Origin of the sequence: Halomonas caseinilytica (genome assembly GCF_001662285.1) — a bacterium.
Lineage (GTDB): Bacteria > Pseudomonadota > Gammaproteobacteria > Pseudomonadales > Halomonadaceae > Halomonas > Halomonas caseinilytica.
In genome coordinates, this window is the sequence record NZ_BDEO01000007.1 from 355,355 (window position 1) to 369,215 (window position 13,861).

The window sequence follows — 13,861 nt, forward strand, 5'->3', positions numbered from 1 at the left end:
GCGCCCTTCCGGCGCCGGAATCCACCGACATGACAAGGGCACGCACCGGCCAGGCGGTCAGACAGTGGCATCAACGGCATGCCAGCCACTCCCGCGCTTCACGTCGCGCCCGTTCATCAGCCTCGAGGATGCCACCGAGTTCACTGGCCGGCTCCACCGGGCAGATATCCCGAACTCGCGCCACCAGCTCGCCAATTCCGGCAAAGCCCAGTTGTCCATCGAGAAAGGCCTCGACGGCAACCTCATTGGCCGCATTGAGCACCGCCGGCGCCGTCCCGCCGGCAGCAATGGCCTCACGGGCCAGACGCAGGCAAGGAAACGCCGCTTCATCGGGCCGCTCGAAGTCGAGGCGCGCCACGTCGAACAGGTCCAGTGCCTGCACGCCGGACTCGATGCGCTCCGGCCAGGCCAGCCCGTGGGCGATCGGCGTCCGCATGTCGGGATTCCCCAACTGGGCGATCACCGAGCCGTCGTTGTAGGCGGCCATGGAGTGGATCACGCTCTGCGGGTGCACCACGACCTGCACCTGGTCCGGGCGCGCGTCGAACAACCAGCATGCCTCGATCAACTCGAGCCCCTTGTTCATCAGAGTGGCGCTGTCGACCGAGATCTTGCGTCCCATCGACCAGTTGGGATGGGCACAGGCCTGCTCGGGCGTCACGTCTGCCAGTCGCGCCACACTCCAGCCACGGAAAGGGCCACCGGAGGCCGTCAGCAAGAGTTGCGTGACGCCATGTTGCGCCAGCCCTCCGCGATGCTCGGTGGGTAGACACTGATAAATGGCATTGTGTTCGGAATCGATGGGCAACAAGGTGGCCCCGGAGCGGGCCACCGCTTCCATGAACAGCCCCCCCGACATCACCAAGGCTTCCTTGTTGGCCAGCAGGACCCGCTTGCCGGCCCGCACCGCCGCCAGGGTCGGCAGCAGGCCGGCGGCCCCGACAATGGCGGCCATCACCACATCGACCTCGCGCGCCTCGCTGATCTCGACCAGCGCCTCGGCACCGGCGCGCACCTCGGTATCCAGCCTTGCGTCGGCGAGCTGTTCACGCAACCAGGCGGCGTCCTCTTCCCGTTCCAGCACGGCCAGCCGTGGCCGGTGCGCCCTGCACTGCTCCAGGAGACGATGCCGGGCCCGGTTCGCCGACAGTGCATGAATCCGATAGCGGCTCGGGTGGCGGGCGATGACATCGAGGGTGCTGGTCCCGATGGAACCGGTAGCCCCCAGCACGGTGACGGCAAGCGGCGAGGCGTTGGACATGGTCAGGAGACTCCCAGGTGCAGCAGGGCAAACAAGGGCACGGCAGCGGTTAGGCTATCGATGCGATCCAGAACACCGCCATGGCCGGGCAACAGCTGACTGGAGTCCTTCAGGCCCTGATGGCGCTTGAGCATGCTTTCCAGCAGATCGCCCAGCACGGAAGCCAGGGTCACGATGATCGTCACGGCAAGCAGCCCCAGGCCGCCGACCGCTCCCAGGCCCTGCCAGATGGCGAATGCCACCGCCAGCAACGAGCTGACCAGCACGCCACCCGCCACGCCTTCCCAGGATTTACCGGGACTGACGCTCGGGGCCAGCTTACGCCGCCCCAACGCCCGCCCGACGAAATAGGCACCGATATCGGCGCCCCAGACCAGGAGCAGCACGAACAGCAGCCAGACCGCCCCGCTTTCGCGCAGCACATTGAAGCCCACCCAGGTCGGCAGGAGCACCCAGGCGCCCATGGCCAGCCGCACGCCAGTGGAACGCCACTGCGCCAGGCGTGCTGGATAGCCCGTCACCCAGTAGAGATTGAGCAGCCAACCCGCGGCACCGAGATACAGCGGCCAGACGGCATGGGTGGCGCCCACCAGGCCGAGCAACAAGAGGGCAACTCCCAGGCCGGCGATCGCCAGCCCACGGCAGCGCAGCGACGTCAGGCCGGCCAGCCGGGTCCACTCCCAACCGGCCAGCAGCACCACGAATGCCGTGAACAGCGCGAAGGCGATGCCCTCGAGGCCAAACAGACCCGCCAAGGTCAGCGGTGCCAGCCAGGCAGCGGTGATGACACGTTGTCTAAGCACCTTGCGCCTCGACCTGTTCATCGGTCATGCCGAAGCGCCGCTGCCGACCGGCGAAATCCGCCAGGGCCTCGTCGAAGGCTTCGCCCCCGAAGTCGGGCCACAGCACCGGTGTGAAATAGAGTTCGGCGTAGGCCATCTGCCACAGCAGAAAGTTGGAGATGCGACACTCGCCACTGGTGCGAATGCATAGATCCACCGGCGGAGCATCGCCGAGGCACAGCTCCGTTTCCATGGCCGACTCATCGATGTGACTCGGATCCAGCTCACCGGCACTGACACGTTCCCCGAGCCGCCGTGCGGCCCGCGTGACATCCCAGCGACCGCCGTAGTTGGCGGCGACCACCAGGTGCAGTCCGGTATTGTCGGCGGTCAAGGCCTCCGCCGCCTCGATATGCTTCTGGATCGTCGACGAGAATCCTTCGCGCTCCCCGATGACCGACAGGCGGATGTCATGCTCGTGAAGCTTCTTGACTTCACGCTTGAGCGCCATCAGGAACAGCTCCATCAAAGCCTGGACCTCGGTGGCCGGCCGCCGCCAGTTCTCGCTGGAGAAGGCAAAGAGCGTCAGGGTGCCCACGCCCCGCTCGGCGGCTCGGCGGATGACGGCGCGCACGGCCTCGACACCGGCATGATGGCCACGCACGCCGGACAGGCCATGCGCCTTGGCCCAGCGATTGTTGCCGTCCATGATGATGGCCACGTGACGTGGCAGGGGGGCGTCCCCGGAGAGCGGGAGATGAAGGGACTGCGGTGACGTCATGATGTCTCGCATGGCGAATGGAATACAAGCGTGCGGTGGCGGCGGCGCCCTTGCAAGGCACCGCCACGCCCTCAGACCTGCATCAGGTCATGCTCCTTGGACTCCAGTGCCTTGTCGATCTCTCCGACGATCTTGTCGGTGAGTTTCTGAATCTCGTCCTCACCCTGACGTTGATCGTCCTCGGTGATTTCCTTGTCCTTGAGCATCGCCTTGAGCTCATGGTTGGCATCGCGACGCACATTGCGCACTGCCACCCGAGCATTTTCGGCTTCCTGGCGCGCCTGCTTGATGTAGCCCTTGCGGGTTTCCTCGGTGAGCATCGGCATCGGCACCCGGATGACGTTGCCGGCGCTGGCCGGATTGAGGCCCAGCTCGGCCGTCATGATGGCCTTTTCCACCTTCGGCACCATGCTCTGCTCCCAGGGAACCACGGTCAGGGTCCTGGCGTCCTCGACATTGACCGATGCCACCTGGTTGATCGGCATCTGGCTGCCGTAATACTCAACGGTCACCGCATCCAGGATGCTCGGGTGAGCCCGACCGGTGCGGATCTTGTTGAAGTTGTGGTGAAGAGCGTCGAGGCTCTTCTTCATGCGGCTTTCCGCATCCTTCTTGATATCGTCAATCACGATGTCACCCTCTATCAATCAGCGTGCCTTCCCTGCCGCCCACCACCAGGTTCAGCAGCGCCCCAGACTTGTTCATGTTGAACACGCGAACCGGCATGTCATGGTCCCGCACCAGGCAGATGGCGGTCAAATCCATGACACCGAGCTTCTGGTCCAGCGCGTCATCATAGGAAAGCTGTTCGTACTTGACCGCATCGGGGTGCCGGACCGGGTCCTTGTCGTAGACACCGTCCACCTTGGTGGCCTTGACCACGACATCGGCATCGATCTCGATCCCGCGCAGACAGGCCGCAGAATCGGTGGTGAAGAAGGGATTGCCCGTTCCCGCGGAGAAGATCACCACATCGCCGGATGTCAGGTAGCGGATGGCCGTCCGACGATCATAATGTTCCACCACACCGCTCATGGGAATCGCCGACATCACGCGCGAACGGATGTTGGAGCGCTCGAGGGCATCACGCATGGCCAGGGCATTCATGACCGTGGCCAGCATGCCCATGTGGTCGCCGGTGACACGCTCCATGCCGGCTTCATGCAAGGCGGCGCCACGGAACAGGTTACCACCGCCGACCACGATGCCGACCTGAACCCCGATACCGACCAGCTGCCCGATCTCCAGGGCCATGCGGTCCAGCACCTTGGGATCGATGCCGAACTCGGCGTCGCCGGTCAGGGCCTCGCCGGAAAGCTTGAGCAGGATGCGCTTGTACTTCGAGACGTCGGCGCGGGGCTTGTCGGACTTGGCTGAAGCGGTTTGCTCGGCACTGCTCATGCGTGGATCTCCCGGAACTCGGCGAATGGACGTGGGTGGCCGGATACACCGACCGGATACGCGATGGCGTGCGCCATCGCGCACGCCATCGTCATGCTGGAACCTCTGACCTCAGCTACGCTTGGCCTGTTCCATCACTTCCTGGGCAAAATCGACTTCTTCCTTCTCGATGCCCTCGCCCACCTCGAAGCGGGTGAAGCTGACCACTTCGCCACCGGCAGCCTTGACATACTCAGCGACGGTCTGGTTCGGATCCTTGACGAAGGCCTGTTCGGTCAAGCTGTTCTCGGCCAGGTACTTCTTCAGACGGCCCTGGACCATCTTCTCGGCGATCTGCTCCGGCTTGCCGGCCATGTCCGGCTGAGCCAGGATGATCGCTTTCTCGGCGTCCAGCTTTTCCTGAGGCATGTTCTCGGGAAGTGCGACGGTCGGGTTGAGTGCTGCGACGTGCATGGCCACATCCTTGGCGGTCTCGTCATTGCCGCCGTTGAGCACGGTCAGCACGCCGATACGGCCGCCATGGACATAGGCGCCGACCAGGCTGCCACCCTGGGATGCCGCTTCGACGACCACACTGCGGCGCACGCCGATGTTCTCGCCGATCTTCTGTACCAGCTGCTCGCGATCAGCCTCCAGCTCACCTTCCATGATGGCGGCGACGTCTTCGCTCTTGGCGGCGAAGAAGGCATCGGCCACCTTGTCGGCGAACGCGGTGAAGTTGTCGTCACGAGCCACGAAGTCGGTCTCGGAGTTGATCTCGACCATCACGCCATAGCTGCCGTCTTCCGCGACGCGGGTGACGATGGCGCCTTCGGCGGCGGTACGACCGGCCTTCTTGGCGGCCTTGAGACCGGAGTTCTTGCGCAGGTTCTCGATGGCGGTGTCGATGTCGCCACCGGCTTCGGTGAGTGCCTTCTTGCACTCCATCATGCCGAGCCCGGTACGCTCGCGCAGTTCCTTGACCTGAGAGGCGCTGATAGCTGCCATGGTAGTGTCCTCTGAATGGTTCGACCTGGAAGATGGGGGCCGGGCAAGGCCCGGCGCATCCCGTTTCCGCCCCGGGGCGCAAGCAAGGGGGCCGGAGCCCCCTTGCACCGTCACGGCGACGGATCGCCGGCAAGCGGCGCGATATTCACGGCCCTGCCGGGCCCTCGATCACTCGGCAGCGGCGGCGTCGTCGCCAGCGCTTTCCTCGGTGACCTCGACGAATTCGTCGGGACGACCTTCCTTCGCACGGGCGCAGGCGTCGGCGACGGCCTTGACGTAGATCTGAATGGCGCGGATGGAGTCATCGTTGCCCGGGATCACGTAGTCGACGCCATCCGGATCGGAGTTGGTATCCACCACGCCGATGACCGGAATGCCCAGCTTGTTCGCCTCGTTGATGGCGATCCGCTCATGGTCGACGTCGATCACGAACAGCGCATCGGGCAGACCACCCATGTTCTTGATACCACCGATGGAACGCTCGAGCTTGTCCTGCTCGCGAGTCGCCATCAGCACTTCCTTCTTGGTCAACTTCTCGAAGGTGCCATCCTCGTGCATGGACTCGAGTTCGCGCAGGCGCTTGATGGACTGACGAATCGTCTTGAAGTTGGTCAGCATGCCGCCCAGCCAGCGATGGTTGACGAACGGCTGGCCGACGCGATTGGCCTCTTCCTTGATGATCTTGCTGGCGCTGCGCTTGGTGCCCACGAACAGGATCTTGTTGTTCGCGGCCGCCATCTTCTCGACCACATCGATGGCCTCGTTCAGGGCCGGAAGGGTATGCTCGAGGTTGATGATGTGAATCTTGTTACGTGCGCCGAAGATGTACTTGCCCATCTTCGGGTTCCAGTAACGGGTCTGGTGACCGAAGTGAGCGCCTGCCTTCAGCAGGTCACGCATATTGACGTGTGCCATGGATGACTCCTGAAAAATCGGGTTAGGCCTCCATGCACCCCATGGATCCGACCGCCGGTCGCGCCGACGGCACCCGGGACCATGTGCCGGTGCATGTGTGTTTTCAAGGCGTTGCATTTGCATTCACACCTTCCGACCGTACCTCCGCCCGACACCTTGGGGACGAACGGGATCGGCGATTGCAGGAAGGCGCGCAGCTTTATACCATGGATTACCTTCGAGATGAAGTCGCCGACGCGCCTCCACCGTGACCGACGCGTTGATCGGCGGCGATGCCACCCCTGAATCCGAGCTTCCATGAACGTACCCATCAAGACGCCCGACGAGATCGAGAAGATGCGCGAGGCGGGCCGACAGGCCGCCAGTGTGCTGGAAATGATCACCCCTCACGTGCAGGCCGGTGTCAGCACCGGCGAACTCGACCGGCGTTGCCACGACTATATCGTCAACGAGCTGGGCTCCACCCCTGCCCCGTTGAACTACCACGGCTTTCCCAAGTCGATCTGTACCTCGATCAATCACGTGGTCTGCCACGGCATTCCCGATGACGCCAAGAAGCTGAAGAAAGGCGACATCATGAACATCGACATCACGGTGAAGACCGCCGACGGCTATCACGGCGATTCCAGCATGATGTTCATCATCGGCGAGACCATCCAGGGCGAGCGGCTGTCGCGCGTCACCCAGGAGTGTCTGTACAAGAGCATCGCCGAGGTTCGCCCGGGCGTGCGGCTCTCGACCCTCGCCCGGGTCATCGAGCAGCACGCCGAGGCCAACGGCTATTCGGTGGTGCGCGACTTCTGCGGGCACGGCATCGGTGCCGGTTTCCATGAGGAGCCGCAGATCCTCCACTACGATGGCTATGCCCCCGAGGCGGATATCACCCTCGCGGAAGGCATGTGTTTCACCATCGAGCCGATGATCAACGTCGGCGATCATCGCACCAAGGTTCTCCGGGATGGCTGGACCGCCGTGACCAAGGACAAGGGACTCACCGCCCAGTGGGAGCACACCCTGCTGGTCACCGCCAACGGCGTGGAGGTCCTCACCGCTCGTCGCGACGAAGACCTCTCGTTCCTCGACCGCTGAGCCGGCCATCATGCTGCTCCACCACTACCGTTTCGAGCCCGACGAGACGCTGTTCGACATCGAGAAGTTCCGTACCGAGCTCGGCGGCAGCCGCTCGCCCATCGCGCCCTTCAAGGCCGCGCTGGGCGAGATCCAGGCACGGCTCGACGAACGCTTCCGCGCCGGCGCCGACATTCGCGACCTGGTGCATGGGCGCGCCCACTGCCTGGATCGCCTGCTGGCGATCGCCTGGGAGCAGCATGACTGGCCCGACGACGGCATCGCCCTGCTGGCCGTGGGCGGCTATGGCCGGGGCGAACTGCACCCCCATTCGGACATCGACCTACTGCTGCTGCTCGAACGGGACGACGACACCCCCTACCGCGAACCCCTGACCGCTTTCATCACCTTCCTGTGGGACATTGGCCTGGAGATCGGCCACAGCGTGCGCTCGCTCTCGGACTGCTCCCACGAGGCCGCCGCCGATGTCACGGTGATCACCAACCTGATCGAGTCCCGCACCCTGGCCGGCCCCGAACGGCTGCGCGAGGCCATGCAGCACCGTCTGTCACCGGAACGGTTGTGGCCGGCGGACCATTTCTTCGAGGCCAAGTGGCAGGAGCAGATCAGCCGCCACTATCGCTTCAACAACTCCGAGTACCACCTGGAGCCCAACATCAAGAGCTCCCCGGGCGGGCTGCGCGATATCCAGATGATCGGCTGGGTGGCCAAGCGCCATTTCGCCACCCAGCGCTACGAAGATCTGGTGGCCCACGGCTTCATGAACGATGCCGAACTGCACATCCTCAGCCAGGGCCAGGCCTTCCTCTGGCAGGTGCGCTATGCACTGCACATGCTCAGCGTACGCGCCGAGGACCGGCTCCTGTTCGACCACCAGCGCACCATCGCTGAACTGTTCGGCTACCACGATACGCCGGAACGTCTGGCCGTCGAACAGTTCATGAAACGCTACTACCGGCACGTCACCGCGCTCGCCAGGCTCAACGACATGCTGCTGCAGCACTTCGACGAAGCCATCCTGCGTGGCGGCGAGTCGCTCGAGACCGTGCCTCTCAACGAGCGCTTCGAGATCAAGGGCGGCTACATCCAGGCCCGCTCACGGACGCTGTTTCAGGAATCTCCCTCGGCACTGCTCGAGCTCTTCCTGTTGATGGCCGAACATCCCGAGATCGAGGGCGTGCGTGCCGACACCATTCGCCTGATCCGCGATCATCGCCATCTGATCGACGACCGCTACCGAGCCGACCCTCACCACAAGCGCCTGTTCATGGCGCTGCTGCGCTCCAGGGGCAACGTGGCCCGTCAGCTCCGGCGCATGAACCGCTACGGCGTGCTCGGCAAGTACCTGCCGGTCTTCGGGCAGGCGGTCGGACTGATGCAGCACGATCTCTTCCACATCTACACCGTGGACGCCCATACCCTGCGACTGCTGAAGTGCATCCATGGTTTCCGCAAGCCCGAGGCGCGTGAGAACTTCCCCGTCGCCGCCGACCTGGTCCAGCAACTGCCCCGACTGGACCTGCTGTGGATCGCCGGCCTGTTCCACGACATCGGCAAAGGACGCGGCGGAGACCATTCCCTGATCGGCGCCCGGGACGTCGAGGCCTTCGCCTGGGAGCACGACCTTTCGGAGCGCGATACCCGCCTGGTGAGCTGGCTGGTCGAAAATCACCTGCTGATGTCCATGGTGGCCCAGAAGCGCGACATCACCGATCCCGAAGTCATCAGCGACTTCGCCCGCAGCGTCGGCGACGAGACACGGCTCGACTACCTCTACGTGCTGACGGTGGCCGACATCAATGCCACCAACCCGACACTGTGGAACGGCTGGCGCGCCTCCCTGCTTCGCCAGCTCCATGGCGAAACCCGGCGCGCCCTGCGTCGCGGTCTCGAGAACCCCATGGAACGCGACGACTCGGTGCGTGAGACACGCGACGAGGCCCACTCCCTGCTGACCACGGTCGGGGCCGACATGGCGCGGGTGGACCGTCTGTGGGCCTCGCTGGGCGAGGACTACTTCCTGCAGTACGCCCCCAGCGAGATTGCCTGGCAGACCCAGGGCATCCTCGCCCACGACGGTAGCGAACTGCCGCTGATCCTGCTCAGCGCCCCCACTGCCGACATGGCCGAAGGCGGCACCAAGGTCTTCATACATACCCGCTCGGTGGACGATCTTTTCGCTGCCACCTCGGCGGCCATGGAACAACTGGGGCTGTCGATCCACGACGCCCGCATCGCCACCTCGAGCAACAACTGGACCCTCAACACCTTCATCGTCCTCGACGATCATGGCCATGCCATTCGCGAGCCCGGCCGGCTGGAGGAAATTCGCCGCCACCTGGTGGAAGAGCTCGACGATCCCGACGACTACCCGCAGATCGTCACCCGACACACACCGAGGCAACTCAAGCATTTTCGCGTACCCACCGAGGTCATCATCCGGCAGGACCCGGCCAACGAACGCACCCTGCTCGAGCTGACCGCCCCGGACCGCCCCGGGCTGCTGGCGCGCGTCGGTCGTATTTTCATGGAGCAGGACATCGCGCTCTCGGCGGCCAAGATCGCCACCCTGGGCGAGCGCGTCGAGGACGTCTTCTTCATCACCGACAAGGCCGGAGCGCCGCTCATCGATCCCGAGCGTCAGCGTCGCCTGCGCGAGCGCCTGATCGAGGTGCTCGACGTGCGAGGCTGACCGGCGCGTTTGAGGCCCTACCGGGGCTTCCCTATAATCGACCTCCTGCCCGCGCGACGCGAAACAACACAACGACGCCGATCAAGGCTCCGACTGGACACTCATGAATCCCGACCTCGACGCGCTCCAGCCCTATCCGTTCGAGCGACTCGCCGCCCTCAAGGCCGGCATTGCACCGCCCGAGTCGCTTCCCCCTATCCCGCTGACCATCGGAGAGCCTCGCCATGCCCCCTTCGATGGCGCACTGCGAGCCCTCGTCGATCACCGTCATGAGATGGCCAGCTACCCGGCCACCGGAGGCCTCGCCGAGCTACGCGAGGCCATTGCCGACTGGGCGTGCCGGCGTTTCGAGCTCGACGCCCTCGACCCCGACCATCAGGTACTGCCGGTCAACGGCACGCGGGAGGCGATCTTTGCCTTCGTTCAGGCAGCCTTGGACCGGACACGCCCAGCCCGAGTCGCCGTACCCAATCCCTTCTACCAGATCTACGAGGGCGCCACTCTGCTGGCCGGCGGCACGACGCTCACCCTGGACTGCCGTGCCGAGCACGACTTCCGACCGGACCTGGAAGCCGTCTCGGCCGAGACATGGCGCGAGGTACAGATCGTCTTCGTCTGCTCGCCGGGCAATCCCACCGGCGCGGTGACCCCGCTCGAGGAGCTCGAGCGCCTGATCCGGCTGGCGGACGAACATGACTTCATCGTCGCCGCCGACGAGTGCTACTCGGAACTCTACCTGGACGAATCCGCCCCGCCGCCAGGACTTCTGCAGGCCTGCGCGCGTCTCGGGCGCCATGACTATCGGCGCTGCCTGGTTTTCCATTCGCTCTCCAAGCGCTCCAACCTGCCGGGACTGCGCTCAGGGTTCGTGGCCGGCGACAGCGATCTGATCTCGGCCTTCCGCCGCTATCGCACCTACCATGGCTGTGCCATGTCGCTGCCGCTGCAACGCGCCTCCATCGCCGCCTGGCGCGACGAGACGCACGTTCGCGCCAACCGCGATGCCTATCGGGAGAAGTTCGCCGCCGTCACCGAGATCCTCGCTCCGGTGATGGACTTTCCCTCGCCTGAGGCCAGCTTCTATCTCTGGCCGGCGGTGCCCGGTGGCGATGACGAAGCCTTCACCCGAGCACTCTATGCCGAGCAGCACGTCAGCGTGCTGCCGGGCAGCTACATGGGCCGGCCTGGCACCGACGGCCACAACCCTGGCGCCGGTCGAGTGCGCCTGGCCCTGGTCGATGACCTCGACGCCACCACACAAGCGGCGCAGCGCATGCGCCACCTGATCGAACAAACCGTCGGATGGGAGACGAGTCCATGATGACGCTGATGATGATCAAGAACTGCGATACCTGCCGCCGCGCCCGCAAGGCTCTCGAAGGCAAGGGCATTCCCTTCCAGACCCATGATCTGCGCGAGGATGGCCTTTCCGCCCCATTGCTCGAGCACATCCTCGAGCACGTGCCGGTCATGACCCTGCTCAACAAGCGCAGCACCACCTGGCGGCAGCTCGACGACGCCGACAAGGCCGACATCGATGCCAACAAGGCCCGCGAGTTGATGCTGGCCAACCCCACTCTGCTCAAGCGCCCGCTGCTGGACACCGGCGACGATATTCTCGTCGGCTTCCGCGATGGCGACTACGACAATCTGTAAGGCGCTCCGGCGCCTCTTCATTCGAGAGGACCCCACATGCTCAGCTTTGCACTCGGAATCGGCACCCAGAACACTCAGGGCGACTGGCTGGAAATCTATTATCCGGCGCCCCTGCTGAACCCCGATGCCAGCCTGGTCGAAGCCGCCGCCAAGGTGCTCGATGCCCCCGCCGGCAACGCCGCTGTCAGTTTCCTGCCGGAACACTGCGCCGAGCTTGCCGAGGCATTCAAGGCCGCTGGCCACGAGGCCCAGGCCGAGCTCGCCGAATCCCTGGCCGCCAGCCAACGGCCGTTGGTCGCCACCTTCATCGCCGAGGACGACGCGCCTCAGAGCGCGCCTGAGGTCTATCTCAAGCTGCATCTGCTTTCTCATCGCCTGGTCAAGCCACATGGCACCGACCTGACCGGGATGTTCGGGCTGCTGCGCAACATCGCCTGGACCAACGAAGGCCCTATCGACATCGAGGAGTTGCCGGCACGGCGTCTCAAGGCCCGTCTCGAGGGGCGCACCCTCTCGGTGGACTGCGTCGACAAGTTCCCCAAGATGACCGACTACGTGGTCCCCAGTGGCGTGCGCATCGGCGATACCGCCCGGGTGCGCCTCGGCGCCTACCTCGGCGAAGGCACCACGGTGATGCACGAAGGTTTCGTCAACTTCAACGCCGGTGCCGAAGGTCCCGGCATGGTCGAGGGTCGGATCTCCGCCGGCGTGGTGGTCGGCAAGGGCTCCGACCTTGGCGGCGGCTGCTCCACCATGGGCACCCTGTCCGGCGGCGGCAACATCGTCATCAAGGTCGGTGAAGGTTGCCTGATCGGCGCCAACGCCGGCATCGGCATCCCGCTGGGGGATCGCTGCACGGTCGAAGCCGGGCTCTACATCACCGCCGGCGCCAAGGTCACCCTGCTCGACGACCAGGGCAAGGAGGTCCGCTCTGTGGCGGCACGCGAGCTGGCCGGCCAGGACGACCTGCTGCTGCGTCGCAACTCCCTGAACGGCCGCATCGAGTGCCTGACCAACAAGAGCGCCATCGCCCTGAACGAAGCGCTACACGCCCACAACTGAGTCGCTCCCCGGGCGCTGACGCGCCCGGGGCCGGCCCGCCGGAATCCCGCATGACCTCATCCGAGACCGCCAAGACCCTGTCCCCCACGCTCGAACTCGCCATGGAGCTCATGCGACGTCCCTCCGTCACCCCCGATGATCAGGGATGTCAGGCACTGATGATCGAGCGACTCGCTCGCCTCGGCTTCCAGATCGAGCGACTGCCGTTCGGCGATGTCGAGAACTTCTGGGCCGTGCACGGCCATCATGGCCCGGTACTGGCATTCGCCGGCCATACCGACGTGGTACCCAGCGGCCCCGAGGTACACTGGCAATATCCGCCCTTCGAGCCCCGCATCGACGACGACGGCATGCTGTGCGGACGCGGCGCGGCAGACATGAAGGGTAGCCTGGCCGCCATGCTCACTGCCGTGGAGCGCTTCGTCACCGAGCACCCGGATCATCCCGGCCGTATCGCCTTTCTGATCACCTCCGACGAGGAAGGCCCGGCCGTGGATGGCACCCGCGCGGTGGTCGAGCACCTGCGCGAGTCTCACGACCGCCTGGATTACTGCATCGTCGGCGAGCCCTCCTCCACCGAGCAGCTGGGCGACGTCATCAAGAACGGCCGTCGCGGCTCGCTCGGCGGCGTGCTGCATGTTCGTGGTATCCAGGGCCACGTGGCCTACCCTCACCTGGCCCGCAACCCCATCCACCAGGTCGTACCGGCGCTGGACGCTCTGGTGCGCGAGCACTGGGACGGTGGCAACGCCTTCTTCCCGGCCACCAGCTTCCAGATCTCCAACCTGCGCGCCGGCACCGGAGCCACCAACGTGATTCCCGGCGATGTGGAAGCGACCTTCAACTTCCGCTACTCCACCGAGGTCACGCACGAGGCGCTGCGTCAGCGCACCGAAGCCATCCTCGAGGCACACGGCCTGGACTTCCACATCGACTGGACCCTCAACGGCGAACCTTTCCTGACCGCCGAGGGCGAGCTGGTGGATGCCGCTCTGGCCAGCGTCGAGGACGTCATGTCACGTCGGCCCGAGCTTTCCACCTCCGGTGGCACCTCGGATGGTCGCTTCATCGCCACCCTCGGCAGCCAGGTGGTCGAGCTGGGCCCCCTGAACGCCACCATCCACAAGGTAGACGAACGCGTCAGGGCCGCCGACCTCGACGATCTGAGCCGGATCTACGAGGCCGTGCTCGCTCGCCTGTTCATCAACGGCGCATCACGGTCCTGAGCCGGAGGT

General features: G+C 65.0%; 13 protein-coding genes. 6 read left to right on the top strand and 7 right to left on the bottom strand.

The window, feature by feature from the left end:
* Nucleotides 1-70 precede the first annotated feature (70 nt).
* The 7 genes from ispC to rpsB all read right to left on the bottom strand — a co-directional run bounded on the left by ispC (nt 71) and on the right by rpsB (nt 6,127).
* Nucleotides 71-1,261, bottom strand: a complete 1,191-nt coding sequence (ispC, locus tag HSDC_RS09300; protein ID WP_064699647.1) for a 1-deoxy-D-xylulose-5-phosphate reductoisomerase — start codon at nt 1,259-1,261, stop codon at nt 71-73.
* 2 nt (nt 1,262-1,263) lie between these two features.
* Nucleotides 1,264-2,064, bottom strand: coding sequence for a phosphatidate cytidylyltransferase (locus HSDC_RS09305; protein WP_064699648.1), 801 nt, complete (start codon nt 2,062-2,064; stop codon nt 1,264-1,266).
* Entirely contained in the window at nt 2,057-2,824 is a 768-nt protein-coding gene (gene uppS / locus HSDC_RS09310; RefSeq protein WP_244534431.1) for a polyprenyl diphosphate synthase, read from the bottom strand. The genes HSDC_RS09305 and uppS overlap by 8 nt, the downstream gene beginning before the upstream one ends.
* 71 nt (nt 2,825-2,895) lie before the next feature.
* Nucleotides 2,896-3,453, bottom strand: a complete 558-nt coding sequence (frr, locus tag HSDC_RS09315) for a ribosome recycling factor (RefSeq protein ID WP_064699791.1) — start codon at nt 3,451-3,453, stop codon at nt 2,896-2,898.
* A gap of 4 nt (nt 3,454-3,457) precedes the next feature.
* Nucleotides 3,458-4,225 carry a UMP kinase gene (pyrH, locus tag HSDC_RS09320; RefSeq protein ID WP_064699650.1) on the bottom strand — a complete coding sequence of 256 codons (768 nt, stop codon included), beginning with the start codon at nt 4,223-4,225 and terminating at the stop codon, nt 3,458-3,460.
* 111 nt (nt 4,226-4,336) lie between these two features.
* Nucleotides 4,337-5,212 (bottom strand): translation elongation factor Ts, encoded by an 876-nt coding sequence (tsf, locus tag HSDC_RS09325; protein ID WP_064699651.1) that lies wholly within the window; start codon nt 5,210-5,212, stop codon nt 4,337-4,339.
* 168 nt (nt 5,213-5,380) lie between these two features.
* Nucleotides 5,381-6,127: a 30S ribosomal protein S2 gene (gene rpsB / locus HSDC_RS09330; RefSeq protein ID WP_064699652.1), complete on the bottom strand. Its 747-nt coding sequence runs from the start codon at nt 6,125-6,127 to the stop codon at nt 5,381-5,383.
* A gap of 297 nt (nt 6,128-6,424) precedes the next feature.
* On the opposite strand from rpsB, the gene map reads away from it, so the two are divergent.
* The 6 genes from map (at nt 6,425) to dapE (ending at nt 13,852) form a co-directional block, all read left to right on the top strand.
* Entirely contained in the window at nt 6,425-7,216 is a 792-nt protein-coding gene (map, locus tag HSDC_RS09335) for a type I methionyl aminopeptidase (RefSeq protein ID WP_064699653.1), read from the top strand.
* 10 nt (nt 7,217-7,226) lie between these two features.
* Nucleotides 7,227-9,908 carry a [protein-PII] uridylyltransferase gene (locus HSDC_RS09340; protein WP_064699654.1) on the top strand — a complete coding sequence of 894 codons (2,682 nt, stop codon included), beginning with the start codon at nt 7,227-7,229 and terminating at the stop codon, nt 9,906-9,908.
* A 103-nt stretch (nt 9,909-10,011) separates the two neighbouring features.
* On the top strand, nt 10,012-11,229 hold the full coding sequence (dapC, locus tag HSDC_RS09345) for a succinyldiaminopimelate transaminase (RefSeq protein ID WP_064699655.1): 1,218 nt from the start codon (nt 10,012-10,014) through the stop codon (nt 11,227-11,229).
* Nucleotides 11,226-11,564, top strand: a complete 339-nt coding sequence (locus HSDC_RS09350; protein ID WP_064699656.1) for a Spx/MgsR family RNA polymerase-binding regulatory protein — start codon at nt 11,226-11,228, stop codon at nt 11,562-11,564. The genes dapC and HSDC_RS09350 overlap by 4 nt, the downstream gene beginning before the upstream one ends.
* A 36-nt stretch (nt 11,565-11,600) precedes the next feature.
* Complete coding sequence (dapD, locus tag HSDC_RS09355; RefSeq protein ID WP_064699657.1) at nt 11,601-12,626, top strand: 2,3,4,5-tetrahydropyridine-2,6-dicarboxylate N-succinyltransferase; 1,026 nt, start codon at nt 11,601-11,603, stop codon at nt 12,624-12,626.
* Between the two features lie 50 nt (nt 12,627-12,676).
* Nucleotides 12,677-13,852 (top strand): succinyl-diaminopimelate desuccinylase, encoded by a 1,176-nt coding sequence (dapE, locus tag HSDC_RS09360; protein ID WP_064699658.1) that lies wholly within the window; start codon nt 12,677-12,679, stop codon nt 13,850-13,852.
* The last annotated feature ends 9 nt before the right edge of the window (nt 13,853-13,861 follow it).

Coding starts and splice junctions, on each gene's coding strand:
- ispC (WP_064699647.1), bottom strand. CDS start 1,261: ATGTCCAACGCCTCGCCGCTTGCCGTCACCGTGCTGGGGGCTACCGGT.
- uppS (WP_244534431.1), bottom strand. CDS start 2,824: ATGACGTCACCGCAGTCCCTTCATCTCCCGCTCTCCGGGGACGCCCCC.
- pyrH (WP_064699650.1), bottom strand. CDS start 4,225: ATGAGCAGTGCCGAGCAAACCGCTTCAGCCAAGTCCGACAAGCCCCGC.
- tsf (WP_064699651.1), bottom strand. CDS start 5,212: ATGGCAGCTATCAGCGCCTCTCAGGTCAAGGAACTGCGCGAGCGTACC.
- rpsB (WP_064699652.1), bottom strand. CDS start 6,127: ATGGCACACGTCAATATGCGTGACCTGCTGAAGGCAGGCGCTCACTTC.
- map (WP_064699653.1), top strand. CDS start 6,425: ATGAACGTACCCATCAAGACGCCCGACGAGATCGAGAAGATGCGCGAG.
- HSDC_RS09340 (WP_064699654.1), top strand. CDS start 7,227: ATGCTGCTCCACCACTACCGTTTCGAGCCCGACGAGACGCTGTTCGAC.
- dapC (WP_064699655.1), top strand. CDS start 10,012: ATGAATCCCGACCTCGACGCGCTCCAGCCCTATCCGTTCGAGCGACTC.
- HSDC_RS09350 (WP_064699656.1), top strand. CDS start 11,226: ATGATGACGCTGATGATGATCAAGAACTGCGATACCTGCCGCCGCGCC.
- dapD (WP_064699657.1), top strand. CDS start 11,601: ATGCTCAGCTTTGCACTCGGAATCGGCACCCAGAACACTCAGGGCGAC.
- dapE (WP_064699658.1), top strand. CDS start 12,677: ATGACCTCATCCGAGACCGCCAAGACCCTGTCCCCCACGCTCGAACTC.